The following is a 23,361-nucleotide window of genomic DNA, read 5'->3' as shown; positions in this document are numbered from 1 at the left end:
GACAACGGCGCCGGCCTGATCACCACCGCCGGCCCACTGACCCTCGCCAACCTGGCCAAGCTCTCCAACCAGGGCGGCGAGATCTCCACCGCCCAGGCCTTGCGCCTGGATATCAGCGAACTGGACAACCGTGACGGCAAGCTGATCAGCGAACAGACCCTGGCCATCACCAGCGGCGCCATCGACAACCGCAACGGCCTGATCTCGGGCTGGCAGGGGTTGACCGTCACCGGGCAGAGCCTGGACAACCGCCAGCAAGGCACGCTGTCGAGCCGCTCCGGCGCCGTGCAGGTGACCGTGGCCGGCGCCCTGCGCAACAGCGACGGCGGCGCGCTGGTCGCCCAGCAGCGCCTGGACGTCAAGGCCGACAGCCTTGACAACAGCGCCAACGGTATCCTGTCCAGCGGCAGCGGCCAGCAGCTGACCATCACGGGGGCACTGGACAACCATGAAGGCGGCCTGATCGATGCCGGTGAAAAGCTGGTCATCAGCGCTGGCACCCTCGACAACCACGGCGGCCGCGTGGCCACCCGCCAGGACCTCGGCCTGACCGCCGCGAGCCTGAACAACACCGACGGCAACCTCGCCGCCCAGGGCGCCCTGACCCTCGACCTGCTCGGCGATTTGCTCAACCGCAAGGGCACGCTGTTCGCCGGCAAGGACCTGCTGATCCAGCGCGCCGGGCTGGTCGACAACCGGGCTGGCCAGATCGCCAGCCAGGGCCTGCTCAAGGTGCTGGCCGGCAGCATCGACAACAGCCAGCGCGGCACCCTGGCCGCCAATGGTGCGCTCGTGCTCAACAGCAGCGGGGCGCTCAGCAACATGGGCGATGGCCTGATCTACAGCCAGCAGGGAGACGTAAGCCTGCAGGCGGCAAGCCTGAACAATGCCAAGGGCACCGTGCAGGCCAAGGGCGCGATCAGCGTGCAGGCCAACGGCGTGTTCGACAACCAGGGCGGCAAGCTGATCGCCCAGGAAGGCGCGCTGACGGTGACCGCCGACACCCTCGACAACCGCGGCGGCATCCTCGCCAGCCTCAAGCATTCGCTGGGCGTGCGCACCACCGGTGTGCTGCGCAACGGCAGCGATGCCAATGGCCAGCGTGGCGTCCTTCAGGCCTTGGGCCTCGATGTGCAGAGCGCCAGCCTCGACAACCACGGCGGGCGCATCGCGGCGCTGGGCGGTGATGCGCTGATCCGCACCGGGCAGTTGGACAACCGCGACGGCGGCATCTCCGCCAGCGGCCTGCTCAAGGTCATCGGCACCAGCTTGCTCAACGGTGGTAACGCGCGCGGCGAGATGGTCGGCCAGCGTATCGACATTGGGCTGAGCGGTGCCCTGGACAACCGTGGCGGCATCGTCGAAAGCGTGAGTACTTTCGCCATCACGGCCGCCAACCTGGATAACCAGGCTGGCCAGTTGCGCGCCGTGGGCAGCACAGGCAAGAGCCAGTTCGCCATTGGCGGCCTGTTCGACAACCGCACCGGGCTGGTGGAAGTCGGTAATACCGACCTGACGCTCGGCGCCGGCGTGTTGCAGAACGTCGGCGGCAAGGTGCTGCATGCGGGCAAGGGCGTGTTCGACATCGACACGCTCAACCTGACCCGCGCTGGCGGCAATCTGATCACCCGTGGCGGTCTGACCCTGACCGCCGACAGCTGGACCAACGCCAGTGTGATCCAGGCCGGGCGCCTGACGGTCAACGTCAACACCCTCACCCAGACCGCCGGCGGCCAGTTGCTGGCATTCGACAGTCTTGTGGGCAACGGCGGCAACTGGAGCAACGAAGGCCTGATTGCCAGTGACGGTGCGCTCAGCCTCAACCTTGGGGGCACTTACAGCAGCGCCAATGGGCAGATGAACAGCCTGGGTACGCTGGGCGTGAGCGCGGCGCAGATGAGCCTGGGTGGCAACGCCAGCATCACCGGCGTGGGCAACACCACGGTCAACGTGGCGGGCCTGCTGACCAACCAGGGGCGGCTGAGTGCGGCGGCTGACCTGCTGGTCAATGCCGGCAGCCTGAACAACCTGGGGACGCTGGGTGGCAACCAGTTGGTGCGGGTGACCAGCGGCAGCCTGATCAATGACCATGGGCTGCTGTTCAGCGGCGGGGACATGCAGCTGTATACCGACAGCCTGACCAACTTCTACGGGGATGTTTACAGCCTGGGTGGGCTGAGGGTGGCGCGAGATGGGGCGGGCAACCAATCCGATAAGTTGGAGAACATCTCCGGGAGTCTGGAAAGTACCGGGGACATGTTCCTGAGTGCGAGAGAGATCTTCAACAAAAAAGAAGTCTTCAAGACCACTGGCACGCCAAAGTGGAGCGCACTCGGGATGCGTAAAACGGGCTCCGCCGTTGGTCACCTGGTGCTTGAAGAGTACTACGAGAGGAAGGTCGAGCTGGATTCGCCAGCGGGGGCCATCCATGCGGGGCGTGATCTGTTTGTTCTGGGTGGCAGCCTGGAAAACTCGGCTTCCGTGATCACGGCTCGTCGTGATATTGCCGTCAATACGCAAAGTTTTCTAAATAAAGGTGAGGCGTTAGGTACGTACTCAGAGTTGAAGTCATTCGCGCTACCGGATTATCCGACGAAATATGCTTGGCCATTCTGGAGAGCCTTTACCGCCTACAACGCTGCCCATGATCCAGGTTACACCCTGGTGGGGGGCGGATATAAGAAGTCTCAATACTATGTCGGGACGCTACGGACATGGGATGCCAACTGGAATGAATCACGGGTTGCTCCGTCCGAGCGTCCCGCCAGGGCTTCGGGAAACTCCAATGATGTAGTAACTGTCGGCTGGAAGAGCTATGTCGGTGACAGCAACATAATGGCATTCAATGCAGCACCTGCCTACAGCCCTGAATCCACGGTTCCGCTTCCTGGTGAACTACAAGGGGTCAAACCCTTTGATACCCGAACCATCGTGCATGATGGGCAGGTCGGAGCGGCAAATGCTGTTGTCCAGGCTGGTGGCCGAGTTCAGATCAACGCAACCAAGGATCTGACCAACAGTGTCATCCAGGAAGGACTGACGGTCACGGGGTCGGGCGGTAAGGTATTCGACCCTCAGCTACCAGTGGCCTCCAGTCATACAGTTATCAATGTCCACTCTCAACTTCCGCCAGACCTCGCACGGCAGCAGGTAAATCCACTCGCTTTGGGCGACTTCACCCTGCCTGCCGGTCAGAACGGCTTGTTCCGTCTGAGTAGCAAAAGTGGCAGCACCGCGACTGGCCCGGCTCAGACCTGGACGCTTGGCAGCGCCGATGTTCTGACTCAAGGGCGTCAGGCGGTGACTCCAGCCGCCCAACCGGGAACACTGCAAGCCATGGATGCCAGCGCAGGAAACCAGAGCATCCAGCACATTGATCGTATCGCTCATCAAGGCGGTACCGTTGGTGGCAACGCCAGCGATATCGGTGTCTACGCCCCGGGTGGAGGGCTGGTAGACGCTACCTTGCCGCAGCGCCATGCAGGCGCCGAGGCCAGGGAACTTAACGCCAGCGGTAATCTGGGAATCAGCATGCGTCCCGTTATTCCGGGTGTCACCCGTATGCCGGATAGCCAGTACAGTAGTAAACCGCATAAATACCTGATCGAGACCAACCCGGCCCTCACCGACCTCAAGCAGTTCATGAGTTCGGACTATCTGCTCGGCAACCTGGGCTATGACCCGGACCAGAGCTGGAAGCGCCTGGGCGATGGTCTTTACGAACAGCGCCTGATCCAGCAGGCGGTGGTAGCCCGTACCGGCCAACAGTTCATCGATGGCCAGACCTCCGGCGAGCAGTTGTTCAAGTACCTGATGGACAACGCCATCCGCAGCAAGGACCAGCTCCAGCTCAGCCTGGGTGTGGGCCTGACGGCCTCCCAGGTCGCGGCGCTGACCCATGACATCGTGTGGATGGAAAAACACCAGGTGAACGGCGAGGAAGTCCTGGTCCCGGTGCTCTACCTGGCCCAGGCCAACAACCGCCTGGCACCCAACGGGGCTTTGATCGCCGGCCAGGACGTACAACTGATCGCCGGCGAGAACCTGACCAACGCCGGTACTCTGCGCGCCAGCCGCGACCTGTCCGCCACTGCAGGCAACAACCTGGTCAACACCGGCCTGGTCCAGGCCGGAGAGCGCCTGGAACTGCTGGCCGGCAACAACCTGAGCAACAGCGCTGGCGGCATCATCACCGGGCGCGATGTGAGCCTGACGGCGGTCAACGGCGACATCATCAACCAGCGCGACCAGGTTCGCCATGCCATGTCCTATGGCGGTGTGACCAACCAATGGGACTACCTCGACAGCGCCGCGCGCATCGAAGCGTCCAATGGCCTGACCCTGAAGGCCGGCCAGGACATCAAGAACATCGGTGGCGTGATCAAGAGCGAGGGGGACCTGTCGCTCAGTGCCGGCCGCGACGTGAGCCTGTTGGCGGTCGAGCAGCGCGAGGGGTTCTATAGCGGATCCCAGCGTAGCAGCACAGTGCAGCAACATGGCGCCAGCCTTGAGGCCGGCCGCGACCTGAGCATCGGCGCCGGCCGCGACCTTACCGCCGTGGCCAGCCAGATCGACGCGGGCCGCAACCTTACCCTGGCCGCGGGCGAGGACCTGAACCTGACCTCCGCCGCCAACGAAGCCCACAGCTTCAGCCGCAGCAAGAAAGTCACCCAGTCCAAGGACCAGGTCACCCAGGTCTCGACCACGCTCAAGGCCGGTGGCGATGTCTCGCTGTCCGCGGGCCAGGACATGGCCATCGTCGCCAGCCAGGTCAAGGGCAAGGGTGATGTCGACATCGACGCCGAACGCGACCTGACCATCGCCTCCGAGCAGAACGAAAGCGCTTCGTACTATCTGAAGAAGAGCAAGGGCTCGTTCGGTCGCAGCAGCTCGACGCAGAAAGAGAGCTACCACAGCACCAACGTCGCCTCGGTGATCGAGGCCGGTGGTGACCTCACGGTCAACGTCAGCAAGAAGGACGACGGCGGCATCGCCCTGGACGGTGGCCGCGATGTCTCGGTGATCGGCAGCCAGCTCAAGGCCGGCGGCGATGTCATGCTCGGTGCCACCGGCGATGTGGCGGTGCTGTCCGGCGTCGAGGAACACGGCGAGTACAGCAAGAAGACCAAGTCCGGCTTCCTGGGCCTGTCGAAGAGCGGCAAGAGCCAGCTGCAGACCCGCGCCACGCAGGTCGGCAGCGAGCTGGATGCCGGCAACGACATCGTCATCGCCGCAGGCAGCGATGTGCGCCTGCGCGCCAGTGAGGCCAATGCCGGCAAGGACGTCGAGCTGCGTGCGGGGTTGATCGACAAGACGGGTGACATCAACTTGGTGTCGGCCAATGACACGGCCTATAGCCACTCGGAGCAGTACAAGAAGAAGACGGGGCTGTCGGTGTCGGGCGGCTTCGTTTCCGTGGCGTCGGCGAAGAAAGTCGGTCAGGAGGCGCAGAGCAGTACCAGCGTTGGCAGCCAGCTTACGGCCAGGCAGGACGCGAGCCTGAGTGCCGAGCGCGACATCAACGTCATCGGCAGCGGTATTTCGGCCGGGCGTAACGTAAGCCTCAACGCCGGGCGCGACGTGAACGTTGCCGCTGCGCAGAACGAGCACAGCGAGCACCAGTGGTCGAGCGAGAAACGCACAGGCTTCGGCGTCTCCGGCGATGACAATGGCGTCAGCGTGTTCCTCGGCAGCGAACAGCAAAAGGCCAAGGACCGCCTCGAGCAGCAATTGGCTGCGGCCAGCCAAGTCAAGGCCGGGCAGGACCTGGGTATTCGTGCTGGACGAGATATCAACCAGACCGGCTCCGACCTCAAGGCTGAGCACGACATCAACCTCGATGCCGGCCGCGATATCAACATCGATGCCGCCCGCGAGCGCTTGCTGGTGGAGCACGAACGCGAGCAGAAGAGCCAGGGGCTTGGGGTCACGATCAACCATAACCTGGGTAGAACCAAGGATGCACTCGAAGGCGCCGGCAAAGGTGAGAACGGTGTCAGCCAGACCTCCAGTACCTTGCGTGCAGTCGATGCTGTCAGTCAGTTCTTTGCCGGGCCTACCGCCGATGTGAAGCTTGGCACCACCAAGCAAGGCAGCCGCGAGCGAGTGATCGAGGAGAGTCAGCGTGGCTCCACCCTGGATGCCGGGCACGACGTCAACGTCAAGGCCGGCAACGATGTCACCATCAAGGGCGGGCAGTTGCAGGCGGGCCGGGACATCAGCATCAGCGGTCGGGATATCAATCTCGATGTGGCCAAGGGCAGCTTCAGCCAGGAGAACCAGCAGACCCAGAGCTGGGGCGGTATCCATGGCGGAACCACTGGCGGGATCAAGCTGGGGGCGGGCGGCAGCTATGGCGTTGCCGACCAGGACAGTGTCCAGGGTACTTCGACAGCGAGCCAGCTGAACGCAGGTCGTGACGTCAAGTTCGATGCCCGCCGTGACGTGAACGTGATCGGCGGTCAGGTCAGTGCCGGGCGCGATATCGATATTGCCGCGGCCAATGACATCAACATCCGTTCGGCGCAGAACGACAGCAACAGCCAGAACACCCGCCATAACGGTGGCGGCGAGGCGGGGTTGGCGTTTGGCGAGGGCAAGGTCGGTTTCTACGCCAGTGTCGATATCGGCAAGGGCGACCTGAAGCGCGAGGCCGAGCAGCAGCAACAGGCGTTCCTGTATGCCGGGGACCAGTTGAAGTTCAGCAGCGGCAAGGACACCACCATCGCCGGCGCGCAGATGCGTGGCGATGAGGTGATTGGCCGTGTGGGAGGCGATCTCAAGGTTGCCTCCGTAGCGGATACCGGCAAGGTCGAGGGCAAGGAGTTCGACCTGAGTGCAACGGTATCCGTGGGTGTCGGCGCCAGTGTCAGCGGTTCGGTGGGCTACGGACAGACGACCGGCAAGACCAACTGGGTCCAGGACCAGACACGCATCACCGCTGGGAACAAGGTCGACATTCGCACCGAGCACCACACCCAGCTCGATGGCGCGTTGATCGCCACCGACAACGGCAACCTCAAGCTCGACACGGGCACGCTGGGTTACAGCGATATCGCCGGCAAGGACAAGGAGCACGGTTATTACCTCAACGTCGGCGGCAGTTGGTCGCAGACAAGCGGCGGCAAGTCCGAAACCCATGGCAACCTCAGTGGCTGGGAGTATGAAAAGGACCGTGAGCAGATTGTCCGTGCCACGGTGGGGGCTGGCGAGGTTAACGTGCGCCAGGATGCTGAGACCGGCAAGGACTCGGTAGCCGGGCTGAATCGGGATCTGGACAAGGCTTACGAGATCACCCGGGATAGCGAGTCGCGTACTGATTTGTATGTCTCGGATACCTCTGTCAAGGCGGTATTGAACCCGAAGAAAACCCTGGAACAGTGGCAGAAGAGTGCGGCCAAGTATGGTGAGAGCAGTGAAGAGGCCTTGCAGAAACTGGGTGATCTGTTCCTGACTGTGAAGGCATTGGGCGCAGGGGCTGATGCCGATGCGGTGAGTCTTGCCGTGGGCATGGCTGCATTCACTCGTCAGTTGGGCAGTCGCAACGAAGAAACACGTAGCGCGGTGGTTAATACCGTTCTGGGCAGAATTACCCAGGGCTCATCGGGTAAAGAGTTCGATGCGGTTGCCCAGCGCCTGGTCGACTTGGCAGGTAACGACCCACAAGCGGCACTGAAGGTGCTGGCCGCCCTGGATTCCGCCAATCATCAAAAAGACGGGCGAACGAACTTCGTGCCCGTTGCCGCATTGGGTGCGGCCCTGGTTGCGGGGCTCGGTGTGTCACTGAGCCTGAGTCAGGGCTCGCCAGAACGCCAAGCGGATATGCGCGCCGCCGCATCCAGCATGTTCGATGCCATCGAGGCATCCACTACGGACATGAGCAAGAGAGCGGAGTTGATGGTAGTGCTCTCCGGTCTTGTCTTTGGGAGTACGGTCTTACCAATCCATGAGCTTGACCCGCGGGCGAAAATCTACGAAGGGATGCTGGCTGAGAAAAATCGCCAGAACCCATCGAGCGGAGGATATGCGGAAGGTGGGCAGGTGACTGTGACTCCGCATACCGGAGGCAAGCAGCTTGATGGGCAGGCGTCTAGCGGAAATTACGAGACGCCAGGGCACCAGTTGAACCCAGGGAACGTCTATAACGAAAGTAGTGAAAGCGATAAAGTCATCGGGATTGATATTCCGTTTCGTCCGGTTAACCCTGACTTCCCACCTAACCAAGCCGTGGTCGATGCCATGAACAGTGATCTCATCAAGAATATGGTGAAATGCACGAGTACAGATTGCTCGGAGATCGCAATCAAGCTGTTAAAAGCTGCAGATGGGGTGGGTAAAATCATAGAGGTGAGTCCGCTTTCGTTTGCAGGGCTGAACGTTCATGAAAATGGGCGGACCGAGGCTGATCAATGGTACCATCAAGTGTATGCGGATGATCGTTATGTCTATGATCCTAGGCTTTCTAAACAGCCGATACCAAAAGGTGATTGGGAAAAGCACATTAAGGGAATAAATAGCGATGGTATAAAGATTTCTGACAAGTTGAAGGGTCTTAGGTGATGGATATAAGTGCAAAGCATGAAGGGCGCCAGATTTTGGATATTGTTGAGCGTTTGGGAGAGACCGAGTGGCGTAAAGGGTCTACCAGTACGTATGTTGTAAAAACACATGCGGGGTTGTCTCTCAGGAGTCAGATTGAATATCCTCCATCAGTTTGTTTTCGCTTCGTCAAAGAGGATGTTGCGGTTATCGCTGAGTTGATTAGGTGCGTTGATAACTATCAGGGGCATTTGAAATGGGCAATGATCGGCGAAGGCAGGGAGGATGGACGACATAATTGGGTTGTTGCACCTCAACGTTTGTTTGATGTGCAGGGGCAGGCGAATCAGGAAGATGAAACTGCGCAGCAGTTTCTGGCTAGAAATGATCCTGGTTTCGGAAAGCAGGCGTATGAAGATATGGCGGGACTTGTCGCGCATATGAAGAATTATTTCAGGGTGGGTTGAGGGTGAAGTAGAACGGAAAAGGGGATAAATCTATTTTGCCTGCTCTAATTTTGATTTCTTTAGGCTAGTGGTCATAGAGGGACGGTAAAAGTTAGAGCGAAAAAAGGGACAAAAAAAGGGGCAGATTTGAATGGCACTTACTTAACAGCCAACCCTTTGATCCACAAGAAAAAATGAAGAAGGGCTGGCCTTGGTCTACGGTGATAGTTGCGAACACACACCATTAAGCCAAGGACGCAGCCCAGAATGGATCGTAGACGTCAAATCCTGCAGCATCAACAGCGGCGTTTCCGCCACCATGCTTCGACCAGTGACGCTCAGGCATTTTTCGATCTCCTCATGGCCCCCGAACTGCTAAAGCGTGTCGAGTCATCGTTGCCAGCACATCGAGAGCGCCTATTCCCACCGACTGAAACGCTCTCGATGTTCCTGGCTCAAGCAATGAATGCTGATCGCTCCTGCCAGCAGGTGGTCAATGACTTTTCCATCAAGCGATCCTGCAACGGTATGAAGCCCAATAGCACTCGTACAGGCGCCTTCTGCAGAGCCAGGCAGCGCCTACCGGTGGAAATGGTCTCAACACTGGTTCGTCACACGGCTTCATCGATCAGTGATCAAGCCCCCTCGTCGTGGCGTTGGAGGGGACGGCCCGTGCGTCTTGTTGATGGAACAACCGTTTCGATGCCCGACACGGCTGCCAATCAGGTTGCATATCCACAATCACGGGGGCAGAAGGTCGGCCTGGGTTTCCCACTCTGCCGAATGGTTGGCATTGTCTGTCTATGTAGCGGTGCCGTTCTGGACGCTGCTTTGGGCCGCTTCAGAGGTAAAGGTGGTGATGAACAGACCCTGCTCAGGTCAATGCTCAATGTGCTGAAAACAGGCGATATTCTGTTGGGTGATGCGTATTACGCCACCTACTTTCTGTTGTGTGAGCTGCAGCGAAGGGGCGTCGATGGGGTGTTTGAGCAGTACGGAGCGCGACGGCGCAGTACGGATTTTGCTTTAGGGCAACGTCTCGGATCGGAAGACCATTTGATCGAGCTGAAAAAGCCTGGATGCAGGCCGCCTTGGATGAGCATGGCGCAGTATAAACAGGCGCCGGAGAGGCTGACGGTGAGAGAGCTGAAGGCCGGTGGAAAGATCCTGGTGACAACGTTGCAATGCCCAAAGCAAACACCCAAATCAGCCCTCAGGTCGCTCTACAAAGGGCGCTGGCATGTCGATCTGGATTTACGAAACCTGAAGGCAACGTTGGGCCTGGGAAAACGGAGTTGCAAAACACCAGGGATGGCCGTCAAGGAGCTGTGGGTCTATCTGCTGGCACACAACCTGATCCGAATGCTCATGTCACAATCGGCGTTAATGGCCGACTGCTTGCCCCGCGAACTGAGTTTCAAGCACAGCCTCCAGCTATGGCTGGCGCTACGACAGCGCAGCTACGGCGAGGGGGGAGGATCGGTTGGCAGATTTGCTGATGCTGATTGCTCAAAGGCGTGTAGGCAACCGGCCTGGCCGTGTCGAGCCTCGGGCGATAAAGCGAAGGCCTCAGGCCTACCCCTTGCTGACCAAACCACGTCGATCAGCAAGGGCAGATATCAGGAAACATGGGCATCCGAAGCATGTTAAGTAAGTGCCATTCGGGACAGATTTATTTTTTCTACTCTAATTTCTGCCTTTGCACGGCCAAGAAGGCGACGAAGCTTGATGCTGAAGATGTTAGTGAGGACGTCTATCGCTGGGGGCGGGGCAAGTCGCAATTTAGAGTATGAAAATAAATCTGTCCACTTTTTACTTTACACTTTTTACACTTCGCGGTAACCAGATATCTACGGATATACAGAAACTTTGGGGAGTAAAAATCAAGTGATTGCAGGTGATCCGGATAGGTTCGCCGTGCAGTTCCAGGTCGTTGGCGCTTGGAATGTACAGGGTGACAGCTGGAAAAATGGTTTGCTTTGCGTGTATGCCGGTGGAGTGCGTATTTATGATGCTGTGGAAGCGTTGGAACTGCGTTCAGCGCTGAGTTTCTTCTCCGGCATCCGATTGCCTGACTCTACTGCGGATCTAATCTATGAGGATCGAGAAGTTTTCGACAATGCCAGGGCCTACTTTTCGGGGGAGATAGGCGATTTGCTACCAGGCATCGCGGACTTTTCGGCTACTGAAGCTGAAGATTCTGGTTTCATTCTGTACTTCAAAATGGAGCGGGATGGCGATCGACTGGTTTGGTCGCGGGATGATGGCCATACAGTAGAAGGTTTAAAGCTTGAGACAGGTACCGTGGCTGCTGTCATCGAACAGCTCAAGACATGCAGATTGTAGCGTTCGCTCGAGAAAGGCAGTCTCGCAGACGACTTTGCTGAGGCAGCCTTCTCGTCCTGGTTTTTGGACCTGGAGCAAGGATAAGAATCGGAATTTCCTTATTCCTTGTAGTCCATTTCCGAAGCATGCTTTTACCGCCTTTCAGCCCTTGCTCCAGGTCAACTCGCCTTCTAGTCTCGGCCTGCCGCTGCCAATTCAGCGGTCGGTTTTGACAGACCGTTGATTGTTGTCCACGTGTGCATACGCTCAATGGCGGCTGTACGTGCGGGCACCTTGTGTGCGCCGAGTGCCAACAATCTCGGTCTGTCAACCCGCGTACAGCTGCCACCCGACTGTTTGACAGCAGTTCAGCTGACAGCTCAACCCTCAACCATTGTTGGAGTACGAGCATGCTGAAGATTGTCCCCGATCCACCTTCCCCCCAGGATCACGCCCACTTCCTCGAAGACACCCTGGTACGCGCCATCGAGTACGCCTTCTGCGCGCTCACGGTGGCCAACCAGGCCGTCCAGCTCAAGCCCCGGTCGCCCGGTGCGATCCTGATGCTGGCCGCCGCCCACGAAATGGAGGCGGTGCGCACGTTGCTCGAATCCGCCCTGACCCAGGTGCAGCACTCGGTCCAAGCGCCGGGCGAGCCCCGCACGCTGCACTAGCCGACGACGTTTTCAGGGAGATCGATCATGACCACAGACGATGGCAAGACCCCGCTCACGCCGGGCAAGACCCGTTTCTACCAGGGCGAGGGCAAGGATGCCCAACCGCTGTTCTGCATTGAACCTGGCATTCCTTGCCAGCATGCTCGCGAACAGGCGTCGGAGCTGATGGACTATGTGCGGCACCTGACCTTGGTCGGGGTGATGGACGAAGACCCGAGGATGGTCTGGGCGGCGCATTATCTCAGTGCCCTGGCTAAGGCGCTGATGGATGATGCGGAGCTGGGAATGGCGCATTAGTCCCAGGCTTCGCACATTCCCCTGCAGGAGCGGCCGCTCCTACAGGGCTTGGCGTGACAGATGTGTCGGCGGCACTTGGTCTACCAACCAGACACCGTTATCGGCTTGATAGAACACCGTTCCCGCTGCGCACATGGCCTGGGTATCGACCGTGAGCAGCACCGGCTGACCATAGCGCTTGCCCACCGCCAGCGCGGTCTGCGGGTCCTCGCTCAGGTGCACATGATGGCGGCTGCCGGGGATCAGGCCCTGGGATTCGATGGAGGCCAGGAAGCGGCTGGCGGTACCGTGGTAGAGCAGGGCGGGTGGCGTCTTGGCGACATGGCGCACTTCGACCTGGGCGCTGCTGTGGCCCTGGGCGGCGCGGATGCGGCGCCCATCGTCGGAGAGGGTGAAACGGCGCTTGTCATTGGTCTCGACCACTTCACGCAGGGCGTGCAGATCGAAGTCATGGCCTTGCCGGCCGGCGCCTTGGATCAGCGCGTCGACATCGGCCCAGCCGTCGCGGTCGAGGGTCAGGTCGATGGATTCGGGGGCGTGGCGCAGTACGTAGCTGAGGAATTTGCTGAGGGTGTCGCGTTGTTTCTGGTTCACTGGAAAGGTCCTTTTCCATGGCTTCTGGTCGTTTGGGTCGGGGCATTCTCCGGGTTCGGGGTCGAGTTCTCAAGCGTGCAGATGACCTGTGGAAGCGAACTCCCACAGGTGCGTTGGTTAAATCAGCCCTGACGCAAAGCGTCGAGCAGCGTCTTCAGCTGGTCGCGGCCCCGGGCATCCAGCCCGAACACCGGCCGCCGTGGCTCGCCTACCGGTAACCCGGTCATCTCCAGGCCCGCCTTGATGGTCGCCGGCAAGCCTCCCTTGAGAATGAAGTCGAGCAACGGCAGCTGGCGGTAGAACAGCGCCTTGGCCTGCTCCAGTTCACCGGCCTGCACCGCCTGGTACAGCCGCAGGTTCAGCTCGGGAATCAGGTTGGCCGCCGCCGTGCACCAGCCCGTGGCGCCTGCCACGAAGGCCTCCAGCGCCAGCGGGTTGCAGCCGTTGTAGAACGGTACCTGGCCCTCGCCGAGCAGTTGCAGCTTGTGCATGCGCTGGATGTCGCCGGTGCTCTCCTTGACCATGGTCACGTTGTCGACTTCGCGCACGATTCGCAGGATCAGCTCCACCGGCATGTCGGTGCCGCTGGTGGCCGGGTTGTTGTAGAGCATGATCGGCAGATCGATGGCCGCGCCGATGGCGCGATAATGTTGGACGATCTCGGTCTCACTGAGCTTCCAGTAGGCCGCCGGCAGCACCATCACCGCGTCGGCGCCGTGCTGCTGGGCGAAGCGGGCGCGGCGCACGGCACCGGCGGTGGTCAGGTCGGAGACGCTGACGATGCTCGGCACGCGCTTGCCGATGCGCTCCAGGCTGTACTGGGCGACCTGCTGCCATTCGCCGTCGCTCAGGTAGGCGCCTTCGCCGGTGCTGCCCAGCGGCGCAATGGCGTGGACGTCGCCGTCGATCAGGCGGTCGATCGAGCGGCCCAGGGCCGGCAGGTCGAGTGTTTCACCGTCTTGAGCGAACGGGGTGATGGTGTAGCCGATGATGCCGTGGAATCGAGTGGTCATGGTGTGTGGCTCCGCAAGCAAGGCAAGGTGGGGTCAGGCGAGGCAATCGGCGTGCTGGCGCAGGGCCTGCCGGGCGTAATAGTTGAAGGCGGCGCCGTGGCGCTTGGGCCGGTCGATCCAGTCGTGGGCGTCGCGGCCGAGCTCCGGGGCGATCGGCTTGATGGTGCCGGCGGCCATCGCCAGCAGTTGCAGGCGCGCGGCGCGCTCGATCAGCTGGGCGTAGACGCAGGCCTGCTCGATGCTGGTGCCGGTGGACAGCTGGCCATGGTGCGAGAGCAGGATGGCGCGCTTGTCGCCCAGGGCGGCGCTGATGATCTCGCCTTCCTCGTTGCCCACCGGCACGCCTGGCCAGGTTTCGAGGAACGCGCAGTCCTCGTACAGCGGGCACAGGTCCATGTGCGAGACCTGCAGCGGCACTTCGAGCATCGACAGCGCGGCGACATGGGTCGGGTGGGTGTGGATGATGCAGTTGACGTCGGGGCGGGCGCGGTACACCCAGCTGTGGAAGCGGTTGGCCGGGTTGGGCATGCCCTGGCCTTCGAGCACTTCGAGGTCTTCGTTGACCAGCAGCAGGTTGGTGGCGGTGATCTCGTCGAAGCCCAGGCCCAGTTGCTGGGTGTAGAAGGTATCCGGTTGCGGGCCACGGGCGCTGATCTGCCCGGCCAGGCCCGAGTCGTGGCCGTTGTCGAAGAGAATTCGGCAGGTCAGGGCCAGCTTTTCGCGCACAGTCCACGTATTATCGGCAAGCGAGCCTTGCATCTGTGTCAGTGCCTTTTGCACCAGCTGGTCTTTGCTGAGGGTAAGGGTGTTGGCCATGGGGAGCTTTCCTCTGTGGCGTGATGACGGATGTCAGGGCTGGCTCGCCCCCGAGCTTTGGACGGTGAGGGGGTGAGCCATCAGATGACACAAATAATCCTATATGACACAAAGTGTCATAAGCAAGTGCGTTTGTTCGGGAAACCCGCGTCACATGTCTATCCGACTGAAACTGCTGAGAAAGAAACTGGGCATTACCCTTGAGCAGCTGGCCGACAAGTCCGGCATGACCAAGAGCTACCTGTCCAAGGTCGAGCGCGGCCTCAACACGCCGTCGATCGCCGCCGCGCTGAAGCTGGCGCGGGCGTTGAACGTCAATGTCGAGGAGCTGTTCGACGGCGAGCACGACGGCCAGGCGCGCTACAGCCTGGTACGCCGCGACGAACGCCAGGCGCTGGTGGGTGGCGGCGAGGGGCCGGGGTATGCGGTGCTGACTTCGCAGGTCGGCCAGCGCAGCCTGCTGCCGTTCCTGATCCAGCCGCCGACCGCGTTCAGCGACCCGACCTTCAAGGAGCACGAAGGCGAGGAGTTTTTGTTCGTCCACGAGGGGCAGGTGGAGGTGGACTTCATGAGCGAGCGGGTGCTGCTGCAGGCGGGCGACGCCCTGCATTTCAATGCCCAGACCCCGCACCGCCTGCGCTCGGTCGGCGAGCACCAGGCGCAGTTGCTGGTGGTGGTGCAGGGCGGCGAGGGGTGAGGGCGGGGCGATGATCGAGGTCTCGCGGTTCTGGCGTGATCCGGCATTGCCCTTCGTCGAGGCCCGACGCGTGGGGGACGGCCGCCAGGTGTGCTACGCCGCCCATTCCCACGAAAGTTTCTCCATCGGCGTGATCACCGGCGGGCGCAGCACCTACCTGACCGGCAACGCCCGACACGAGGTGGCGGCGGGGACCGCGGTGCTGATGAACCCGGGGGTGGTGCACACCTGCAACCCGGTCCAGGGCGAACCCTGGTCGTACCTGATGCTGTTCGTCGACATGCCCTGGCTGCTGGCGCGAGGTTTTGCGCTGCCCTCGGCGACCTTGAGCACATCGGCGGCGCTGTATGGGCAGTTGCTGGCGCTGTTCGCCGGGCTGTTCGAGCCCGGCAACGAACGCCGGGAGGCGCAGCTGGAGGCGTTCTTCAAGGGCTTGCCGCAGCTTTTGGAGGCCGACGCGGGCGGCCAGCCCGCAGGCCATCCACGCCTTGAGCTTGCCGCCGCGTTCATCCGTGCCCATCGCCTCGACCCGCTGACAGTGGAGGACATCTGCGCCGCGGCGGGGCTGTCGCGGGCCTATTTGATCCGCGCGTTCGGCAAGCGCTTCGGCCTGACACCCCATGGCTACCTGCTCGACCAGCGGGTGCAGCATGCCCGGGCGCTACTGCGCGCTGGCAGGCCGATCGCCGAGGTGGCGCTGGAGGCGGGGTTCGCCGACCAGGCGCACCTGCAGCGGGCCTTCAAGCGTCACCTGGCGACCACGCCGGGGCACTATCGCAATGGCTGAAAGCCAGGATCACACCATCAGGTACAACGCACTCGCCACCAGCAACCCCGCCAGCACCCGATTGAGCAGGCGCATCCGCCACGGCTCGCCCAGATACTGGCGGATCATGCTGCCGGCCCAGGCCCAGCAGGCCACCGAGACGAAGCAGATCGGCCCGTAGATCCAGGTGAACAGCCACAGCAACTGCTGCTCGCCGCCGGTATAGGCGCCGATACCGGCGACCGCCGCCAGCCAGGCCTTGGGGCTCAGCCACTGCATGGCTGCGCCGTGCCAGGCGCTGGGCGCATGCCGGGTATCGGCGGTGCCCAGTGCGCCATCGTCGCTGGCCAGTTTCCAGGCCATGTACAGCAGAAACAGCACGCCACCCCAGTGCAGCAGCCGCCCCAGCAACGGCCAGCGCAGCAACAGCTCATGCACGCCCAGCCCCACCAGCACCAGCAGCAGGCAGAAACCCAGCGTGGCACCGGCCACATGCCCGATGCTGGCCCGCAGGCCGTGGCGCGCGCCACTGCCGAGGGCGACGATGTTGACCGGGCCGGGGGAGATGGAGGCGGCCAGGGCGAAGGCCGCCATGGACAAGGTCAGGCTCATTGAAGGTTTCCTTGAAGGGGGAAGGTGTGGCCATCCTGGCCGAGGGTGAGACGGGTGTATTGAACAAAAATGCCCCGCCACACCTGTTACAGCTTTTGTAATAGTTTTGCGCTATCAGAGAAATCTGCTTCGATTGTAGGATCGACTTCCCTATTTTCTATCAAGGTCTATATGAGCACCTTCGCGGAGCCCCCCAGTCCCTGGCCATCCCGGCCTTCCTTCCCCCGTCCTTGTGACGCCGCCCTCGTGAGTACCCGCTAATGGAATGGCTAGCCGACCCCACGGCCTGGCTGGGCCTGTTGACGCTTATCGTCCTCGAGCTGGTGCTGGGTATCGACAACCTGGTGTTCATCGCCATCCTCGCCGACAAACTGCCACCCCATCAGCGCGATCGCGCCCGGGTGATCGGCCTGTCGTTGGCGCTGATCATGCGCCTGGGCCTGTTGGCCAGCATCTCGTGGATGGTGACCCTCACCGCGCCGCTGATCGACGTGTTCGGCAAGACCTTCTCCGGCCGTGACCTGATCATGCTGTTCGGTGGTGTGTTCCTGTTGTTCAAGGCCACCATGGAGCTGCACGAGCGTCTGGAGGGCCATGTCGCCCAGAGCGGCGGCGTTACCCGTCACGCGGCGTTCTGGCCGATCGTCGCGCAGATCGTGGTGCTCGACGCGGTGTTCTCGCTGGACGCGGTGATCACCGCCGTGGGCATGGTCGAGCAGTTATCGGTGATGATGATCGCGGTGATCTTCTCCATCGGTATCATGATCGTCGCCAGCAAGCCGCTGACCCGCTTCGTCAACGAACACCCGACAGTGATCATGCTGTGCCTGGGCTTCCTGATGATGATCGGCTTCAGCCTGACTGCCGAGGGCCTGGGCTTCCATATCCCGAAAGGCTACCTGTACGCGGCCATCGGCTTCTCGCTGCTGATCGAGCTGTTCAACCAGCTGGCCCGTGCTCGCCGCAAGCGCAGCCTGCATCAGCACCGGCCATTGCGTGAGCGCACGGCCCACGCGGTGCTGCGCCTGATGGGCGGACGCCGGGTAGAAGCCGACGAGGTGGGCGAGGAGATCGCCGACCTGGTGGCCGGTGGCGACGAGCAGGTGGTGTTCGATCGTCGTGAGCGGGTGATGATCAGCGGTGTGCTCAACCTGGCCGAGCGGCCGATCCGCACGGTGATGACGGTGCGGGCCAAGGTCGATGCCATCGACCTGTCGCAGCCGGCCGAGGCGATCACCCAGATGCTGGTCAACTCGTCCTACTCGCGCCTGCCGCTGATTCGCGACGGGCGCATCGAGGAACCGCTGGGCTACGTGCACAAGAAGGAGCTGCTCAAGGAACTGCTGGCCGGCAACCAGCCGGCGCTGGAGCATCTGGCGCGAGCACCGTTGAACCTGCTGGAGAGCTTCAGCATTCTCAATGCCCTGGAGCAGATGCGCGCCCAGTCCACCCACATCGCCTTCGTGGTCAACGAATTCGGTGACTTCACCGGGGTGTTGACCATGACCGACATCCTCGAGTCGATTGCCGGTGAACTGCCGGATGCGAGCGAAGTTGAAGGGCCAGGCGTGGTGGAGGAGGCAGGCGGCTTCGTGGTCAGTGGCGCTCTTAACCTGGCCCAGGTTCAGTCGCGCACCGGCTTCGCCGCCCGCGCCACCGAGGACTACCAGACCCTGGCGGGCCTGGTGATGAGCCTGCTGGACCGCCTGCCGGTGGTGGGCGATCAGCTGGCCTGGAACGGCTGGACCATGACCGTGGTGGCGGTGGAGGAGCGTCGGGTGCGCCAGGTACGTCTTACACCGAACGCCGACGCTGACGCAGCAGGTGCTTGATGCCTTCGAGCACCAGCACCAGCACGGCGGCCCAGATCGGCAGGTAGGTCAGCCACTGGTCGGGGCCGATGGTCTCGCCCAGCAGCAGGGCCACGCCCACCAGCAGCACCGGCTCGACGTAGCTGAGCAGGCCGAACAGGCTGAACGGCAACAGGCGGCTGGCCAGCACGTAGGCGATCAGGGCGCAGGCGCTGATCGCCCCGAGCAGCGGGATCAGCCCGTACAGGCCCGGGTGCTCGGCGAGGTCCGTCGCCGACAGCGGGCCCTGGATCACGAAGTACAGGGCCCAGGGCAGCAGCAGGCACATGTCGCACCACAGCCCGCCCAGGTGGTCGGTGCGGCAGCGCCGTCTGAGGACGAAGTAGATCGGGTAGCCGATCATCACCAGCAGGGTTTCCCAGGCGAAGCTGCCGTGCTGGTAGAGCTCGTGGCCAACCCCCAGCGTGGCAAAGCCCACCGCGACCTTCTGCAGGCGCGACAGGCGCTCGCCATACACCAGCCGTCCGGTCAGCACCATGGCCAGCGGCAGCAGGAAATACCCCATCGACACTTCCAGGCTGCGCCCGTGCAGCGGCGCCCAGAGGAACAACCACAGCTGCACGCCCATCAGCCACGAGGTGCCAACCATGCCCAGCAGCAGCAGCGGTGTGCGCCGCACCCGACCGAGCAACTCACCGACCCGATTCCAGTCCTTCGAGACCAGCATGAACAGCGTCAGGCAGGGCAGGGTCAGGAGGGTCCGCCAGCCAAAGATCTCCTCGCCGTCCAGGGGCTTGAGGAAGGAGGTATAGAAGTACATCACGGCGAACAGACAGGACGCCATGACCGACGAAAGAATGCCTTTTGACACGAATGCCTCGGAAAACGGGAAGTGAGCGGGTGGATCAGCCGCGCATGATCTCAGGGGCGTTGCCCGGCGGCAACTGCGGGCTGCCCGGCCGGGCGGCCAGGGCCAGCAGCAGTTCGCCGGCGGGCATCGGTCGGGCAAACAGGTAGCCCTGCTGGAAATCCACCCCGTGGCGTGCCAGGTAGTCGCGCTGCACCTCGGTCTCCACGCCTTCGGCGACGATCCCCAGGCCCAGCTTGGCCGAGAGCTCGATGATGGTGTCGAGGATGTGCTGGGACAGGGCGTCGCCGCCGATCATGGCGACGAAGCTCTGGTCGATCTTCAGGTAGTCGACCTGGAACTGGCGCAGGTAGTTGAGGCTGGACTGGCCTGTGCCGAAGTCGTCCAGGGCGATCATCACGCCCATGACGTGCAGCTTTTCGAACAACTCAAGCGTCACCGGGGTCGGCTCGATCAGCTTGCGTTCGGTCAGCTCCAGGGTCAGCACCACGCGCCCGGGTGGGAAGTGCTGGAGGAAGGTCTGGCAGTCGTCAAGCAGGCGCAGGTCGCGGCAATGGTCGGCGGTGATATTGATGCCGATGTGGAAGCCGTCCTCCAGCAGGGCCGCATGCGGGGCCAGGGCCTGGGCGGTATGCAGCATAAGGGCACGGGTCATGGCGACGATCTGGCCGCTGTGTTCGGCGTAGGGGATGAACAGATCGGGGCGCACCAGCCCTTCGCGGGGATGCTGCCAGCGCATCAACACTTCGATACCGGCCCAGCGGTAGTCGCCTTTGCGCACCACCGGCTGGAAATACGGAACGAATTCGTCAGCCTCCAGGGCCCGCTCCAGCTCGCCACGGGATGAGCTGGCGCGGCGGATCTGCCAGCGGCAGGCTGCGCCGGCCGCGACGCCGAGCACCAGCAACAGGCTGAGCAGGGCGGGGTAGCGCGAGCGCATGAGCGCGGCCTGCGTGCCTTCTTCGTAGCCGGCGTGCACATCGAACGGATAACGGGTGGACGCATACTGCGTGGCGGCGGAGGCAGCGCGCGGTGGCTTGCCGTCATGAACCTGGCCATCGCTGCCCATCCAGTGATTGCCGACATGCACCTTCACCAGGTTGTCGGCGCCGATCAGGTGGAGCGCGGTGAGCAGATGGCGGCCATCCACCGTGGTGATCGCGCCCCTGTCGCCACGGCCTTCCTGGCTGATCCGATAGACCAGCAGGGCATGTCCCGGGGTGACCGAGTTGCCGTTCATCAGCCACAGCTGGCCATTGGTATAGTCCTTGGCATCCACCGGCTCGTCGAAGTCGCCGAACAGCGAGGTGCAGTACAGCCGATCATGATCGAACAGGTTGGTCGAACGCACGAAGGCGTTGCGCGTCACCTCGATGCGCAGTGCCAGTTGCACCTGGTCACAGGGCAGGCCCGCCTTGGGCAGAAGCTCATGGGCGGCGGTGGACAGGCTGTCGAGGATCTCCTCGACATGGATGCCCACTTCGCGGGCCGTGGCCAGGCTGCTGGCTCGCAGTTCCTGTTCCGTCTGCCAGCGCATCACCACCAGCCCGCACAGCAGCGGCAGCACGCCGATGCCCCAGGGCAGCAGGGCGCGCCAGCTCCAGCGGGCGGGGCGTTTGGCGGTCAGGGGCATGTGCGGGCGAACCTTCTGCGAGGCGACAAGATGCTGTTGAGAATAGCCGTTTGTCGGAACAATCTGCGAACTAAAGCGCGACAAACAAATTTACGCCCTGTAGAATCGATTTACGAATACAACAATAAGGTTCTCCGCCTCCCGGGGAATCAAGCCCGCCGAGAATGGGTCCATATGACATACCATGGGTTCAAGCTGATCATTGGTGACTTCCTGGCCCGCAGCGTGCGCGGGATCCCCTGCTCACCACCACGCCATCTCCACATCCAAAGCCTGTAATCAACCGTTTTTCGCTTATAGATGAGGACACCCACATGGCAGATATCTTCGACAACCCGATGGGCCTGGAAGGCTTCGAATTCATCGAGCTCGCTTCGCCGACCCCCGGCGTGCTGGAGCCGGTTTTCCAGATTCTCGGTTTCACCAAGGTGGCCAGCCACCGCTCCAAGGATGTGCACCTGTATCGTCAGGGCGGCATCAACCTGATCCTGAACAACGAGCCCAAGAGCATCGCCTCGTATTTCGCCGCCGAGCATGGCCCCTCGGTATGCGGCATGGCCTTCCGCGTGCGCAATGCCCATGAAGCCTACGCCCGTGCCCTGGAGCTGGGCGCCCAGCCGGTGGAAATCGAAACCGGCCCAATGGAACTGCGTCTGCCGGCAATCAAGGGGATCGGTGGCGCGCCGCTGTACCTGATCGACCGCTACGAGGAAGGCAGCTCGATCTACGACATCGACTTCAAGTTCATCGAAGGCGTGGACCGCAACCCAGTCGGCGCGGGTCTGAAGATCATCGACCACCTGACCCACAACGTCTATCGCGGGCGCATGGCCTACTGGGCCAACTTCTATGAAAAGCTGTTCAACTTCCGCGAGATCCGCTACTTCGATATCAAGGGTGAGTACACCGGCCTGACCTCCAAGGCGATGACCGCGCCGGACGGCATGATCCGCATTCCGCTCAACGAAGAGTCGTCCAAGGGCGCAGGGCAGATCGAAGAGTTCCTGATGCAGTTCAACGGCGAAGGCATCCAGCACGTGGCTTTCCTCACCGACGACCTGCTCAAGACCTGGGATGCGCTCAAGGGCCTGGGCATGCGCTTCATGACCCCACCGCCGCAGACCTACTACGAGATGCTCGAGGAGCGTCTGCCAGGGCACGGCGAGCCGGTCGACCAGTTGCAGGCCCGCGGCATCCTGCTCGATGGCGCCTCCGAGGCAGGCGACAAGCGTCTGCTGCTGCAGATCTTCTCGGAAACCCTGCTGGGACCGGTGTTCTTCGAGTTCATCCAGCGCAAGGGTGACGACGGCTTCGGTGAGGGTAACTTCAAGGCGTTGTTCGAGTCGATCGAGCGTGATCAGGTGCGTCGCGGCGTGTTGAGCGTCGAATAGGGCCGCAAGACCCACCGCGGGGCATGCCCGCTCCCACACCGTTATGGCGTAGGAGCGGGCATGCCCCGCGATGCTTTTGTGGCGGCTAGCGGTTGCGTAAGTAGCGAACGACCGCCTCGGCCACGTCGGCGGTGGACGCAGGATTCTGCCCGGTGATCAGGCTGCCATCCTCCACCACGAAGGGGGCCCAGGGATCGTCCGCCTTGCTGTACTCACCGCCACGGGCACCCAGCTCGTTTTCGGTCAGGAACGGCACCACCTCGTCCAGTTCCGCCAGTTTCTCCTCAGTGTTGGAGAAACCGGTCACCCTGCGCCCTTTGAGCAGCAGACTGTTGTCGCTGAGCTTGATATTGAGCAGACCGACCACGCCATGGCAGACCGCGGCGACCGCACCGCCGCGCTCATGGATGCGCCGTGCGAGTTCTTGCAGCGGCTGGTTGTCGGGGAAGTCCCACATCACGCCGTGCCCACCGGTGTAGTAAATCGCGCTGTACTGATCGGCTTTCACCTGGCCGGGGCTCAGTGTGGCGCCCAAACGGTTCATGAAAGTCTTGTCGTCGTACCACTGCCAGTCCAGCTCCGGCGCCATGCGCAGGCTGTGCGGGTCGATGGGCACGTAGCCACCCGCGGGGCTTACGTAGTCGACCACAAAGCCCGCCTGCTGCACCTTGTCGACGAAGTGCACGGCCTCGCCCAGCCACAGCCCTGTGGCGCGCGGGATGGAGGGGTACTTGGCAGTATTGGTCAGCACGACCAGGAGCTTCTTGTTCATGTGCGCATGCCCGTCGAATCCATGGGAAAACGGTTGGCCAGCAAGATCTAAAGCCCTATCAGCATAGCCCTCGTCACGCAATGCGCCACGGTGGCTGGCGCTGTG

At 62.1% G+C, this 23,361-nt stretch carries 16 protein-coding genes and 1 pseudogene; 10 read left to right on the top strand and 7 right to left on the bottom strand.

The window, feature by feature from the left end:
* The 6 genes and pseudogenes from AC25M7_RS11865 to AC25M7_RS11840 all read left to right on the top strand — a co-directional run.
* A partial coding sequence (locus AC25M7_RS11865; protein ID WP_486971089.1) for a hemagglutinin repeat-containing protein occupies nt 1–8,559 on the top strand: 8,559 nt, incomplete at its 5' end.
* The gene (locus AC25M7_RS11860; RefSeq protein ID WP_486971088.1) at nt 8,559–9,005 is read left to right on the top strand and encodes a hypothetical protein; all 447 of its coding nucleotides are present in this window, start codon (nt 8,559–8,561) and stop codon (nt 9,003–9,005) included. The genes AC25M7_RS11865 and AC25M7_RS11860, both read left to right, overlap by 1 nt.
* Nucleotides 9,006–9,251: 246 nt before the next feature.
* Nucleotides 9,252–10,638, top strand: a pseudogene (locus AC25M7_RS11855) (IS4-like element ISPen1 family transposase).
* A 233-nt stretch (nt 10,639–10,871) separates the two neighbouring features.
* Nucleotides 10,872–11,330, top strand: a complete 459-nt coding sequence (locus tag AC25M7_RS11850) for an Imm42 family immunity protein (protein ID WP_486971087.1) — start codon at nt 10,872–10,874, stop codon at nt 11,328–11,330.
* 389 nt (nt 11,331–11,719) lie between these two features.
* A complete protein-coding gene (locus AC25M7_RS11845; RefSeq protein WP_028691524.1) occupies nt 11,720–11,983 on the top strand; it encodes a hypothetical protein in 264 nt (87 codons plus the stop codon).
* A 27-nt stretch (nt 11,984–12,010) separates the two neighbouring features.
* Nucleotides 12,011–12,283 (top strand): DUF3077 domain-containing protein, encoded by a 273-nt coding sequence (locus tag AC25M7_RS11840; protein WP_062360275.1) that lies wholly within the window; start codon nt 12,011–12,013, stop codon nt 12,281–12,283.
* Nucleotides 12,284–12,322: 39 nt separating this feature from the next.
* On the opposite strand, the gene AC25M7_RS11835 is transcribed toward AC25M7_RS11840, so the two are convergent.
* The 3 genes from AC25M7_RS11835 to AC25M7_RS11825 form a co-directional block, all read right to left on the bottom strand.
* Nucleotides 12,323–12,877: an RNA 2'-phosphotransferase gene (locus AC25M7_RS11835; RefSeq protein ID WP_182323890.1), complete on the bottom strand. Its 555-nt coding sequence runs from the start codon at nt 12,875–12,877 to the stop codon at nt 12,323–12,325.
* 122 nt (nt 12,878–12,999) lie between these two features.
* The gene (locus AC25M7_RS11830; protein ID WP_486971086.1) at nt 13,000–13,890 is read right to left on the bottom strand and encodes a dihydrodipicolinate synthase family protein; all 891 of its coding nucleotides are present in this window, start codon (nt 13,888–13,890) and stop codon (nt 13,000–13,002) included.
* 33 nt (nt 13,891–13,923) lie between these two features.
* Nucleotides 13,924–14,706 (bottom strand): aldolase, encoded by a 783-nt coding sequence (locus AC25M7_RS11825; RefSeq protein ID WP_486971085.1) that lies wholly within the window; start codon nt 14,704–14,706, stop codon nt 13,924–13,926.
* A gap of 154 nt (nt 14,707–14,860) precedes the next feature.
* Between AC25M7_RS11825 and AC25M7_RS11820 the strand changes: the two genes are divergently transcribed.
* Both AC25M7_RS11820 and AC25M7_RS11815 read left to right on the top strand, forming a co-directional pair.
* Nucleotides 14,861–15,403 carry a helix-turn-helix domain-containing protein gene (locus AC25M7_RS11820; RefSeq protein WP_062360267.1) on the top strand — a complete coding sequence of 181 codons (543 nt, stop codon included), beginning with the start codon at nt 14,861–14,863 and terminating at the stop codon, nt 15,401–15,403.
* Between the two features lie 10 nt (nt 15,404–15,413).
* Nucleotides 15,414–16,190 (top strand): AraC family transcriptional regulator, encoded by a 777-nt coding sequence (locus AC25M7_RS11815; protein ID WP_247283100.1) that lies wholly within the window; start codon nt 15,414–15,416, stop codon nt 16,188–16,190.
* A gap of 9 nt (nt 16,191–16,199) precedes the next feature.
* Here the strand turns inward: AC25M7_RS11815 and AC25M7_RS11810 are convergent, their stop codons facing one another.
* Nucleotides 16,200–16,781, bottom strand: a complete 582-nt coding sequence (locus AC25M7_RS11810) for a LysE family translocator (protein WP_088853027.1) — start codon at nt 16,779–16,781, stop codon at nt 16,200–16,202.
* 260 nt (nt 16,782–17,041) lie between these two features.
* Between AC25M7_RS11810 and AC25M7_RS11805 the strand changes: the two genes are divergently transcribed.
* Nucleotides 17,042–18,613 (top strand): TerC family protein, encoded by a 1,572-nt coding sequence (locus tag AC25M7_RS11805; RefSeq protein ID WP_028691516.1) that lies wholly within the window; start codon nt 17,042–17,044, stop codon nt 18,611–18,613.
* On the opposite strand, the gene rarD is transcribed toward AC25M7_RS11805, so the two are convergent.
* Both rarD and AC25M7_RS11795 read right to left on the bottom strand, forming a co-directional pair.
* Nucleotides 18,576–19,463, bottom strand: coding sequence for an EamA family transporter RarD (rarD, locus tag AC25M7_RS11800; RefSeq protein ID WP_062360263.1), 888 nt, complete (start codon nt 19,461–19,463; stop codon nt 18,576–18,578). The two genes, AC25M7_RS11805 and rarD, sit on opposite strands and share 38 nt — an antisense overlap.
* A gap of 34 nt (nt 19,464–19,497) precedes the next feature.
* A complete protein-coding gene (locus AC25M7_RS11795; RefSeq protein WP_486971084.1) occupies nt 19,498–21,093 on the bottom strand; it encodes an EAL domain-containing protein in 1,596 nt (531 codons plus the stop codon).
* A 314-nt stretch (nt 21,094–21,407) separates the two neighbouring features.
* On the opposite strand from AC25M7_RS11795, the gene hppD reads away from it, so the two are divergent.
* On the top strand, nt 21,408–22,484 hold the full coding sequence (hppD, locus tag AC25M7_RS11790; protein WP_028691513.1) for a 4-hydroxyphenylpyruvate dioxygenase: 1,077 nt from the start codon (nt 21,408–21,410) through the stop codon (nt 22,482–22,484).
* An 85-nt stretch (nt 22,485–22,569) separates the two neighbouring features.
* Here the strand turns inward: hppD and AC25M7_RS11785 are convergent, their stop codons facing one another.
* Nucleotides 22,570–23,256, bottom strand: coding sequence for a type 1 glutamine amidotransferase domain-containing protein (locus tag AC25M7_RS11785; RefSeq protein ID WP_028691512.1), 687 nt, complete (start codon nt 23,254–23,256; stop codon nt 22,570–22,572).
* Nucleotides 23,257–23,361: the final 105 nt, after the last annotated feature.

It is taken from the genome of Pseudomonas sp. P106(2024) (genome assembly GCF_057480815.1).
This window is presented reverse-complemented; position numbering and strand designations above follow the sequence as displayed.

Bases quoted from the DNA above. Each gene is read 5' to 3' on its own strand.
- AC25M7_RS11840 (WP_062360275.1), top strand. From the start codon at position 12,011: ATGACCACAGACGATGGCAAGACCCCGCTCACGCCGGGCAAGACCCGT.
- AC25M7_RS11795 (WP_486971084.1), bottom strand. From the start codon at position 21,093: ATGCCCCTGACCGCCAAACGCCCCGCCCGCTGGAGCTGGCGCGCCCTG.
- AC25M7_RS11820 (WP_062360267.1), top strand. From the start codon at position 14,861: ATGTCTATCCGACTGAAACTGCTGAGAAAGAAACTGGGCATTACCCTT.
- AC25M7_RS11805 (WP_028691516.1), top strand. From the start codon at position 17,042: ATGGAATGGCTAGCCGACCCCACGGCCTGGCTGGGCCTGTTGACGCTT.
- AC25M7_RS11830 (WP_486971086.1), bottom strand. From the start codon at position 13,890: ATGACCACTCGATTCCACGGCATCATCGGCTACACCATCACCCCGTTC.
- AC25M7_RS11845 (WP_028691524.1), top strand. From the start codon at position 11,720: ATGCTGAAGATTGTCCCCGATCCACCTTCCCCCCAGGATCACGCCCAC.
- AC25M7_RS11825 (WP_486971085.1), bottom strand. From the start codon at position 14,706: ATGGCCAACACCCTTACCCTCAGCAAAGACCAGCTGGTGCAAAAGGCA.
- hppD (WP_028691513.1), top strand. From the start codon at position 21,408: ATGGCAGATATCTTCGACAACCCGATGGGCCTGGAAGGCTTCGAATTC.
- AC25M7_RS11815 (WP_247283100.1), top strand. From the start codon at position 15,414: ATGATCGAGGTCTCGCGGTTCTGGCGTGATCCGGCATTGCCCTTCGTC.
- AC25M7_RS11860 (WP_486971088.1), top strand. From the start codon at position 8,559: ATGGATATAAGTGCAAAGCATGAAGGGCGCCAGATTTTGGATATTGTT.
- AC25M7_RS11785 (WP_028691512.1), bottom strand. From the start codon at position 23,256: ATGAACAAGAAGCTCCTGGTCGTGCTGACCAATACTGCCAAGTACCCC.
- AC25M7_RS11810 (WP_088853027.1), bottom strand. From the start codon at position 16,781: ATGAGCCTGACCTTGTCCATGGCGGCCTTCGCCCTGGCCGCCTCCATC.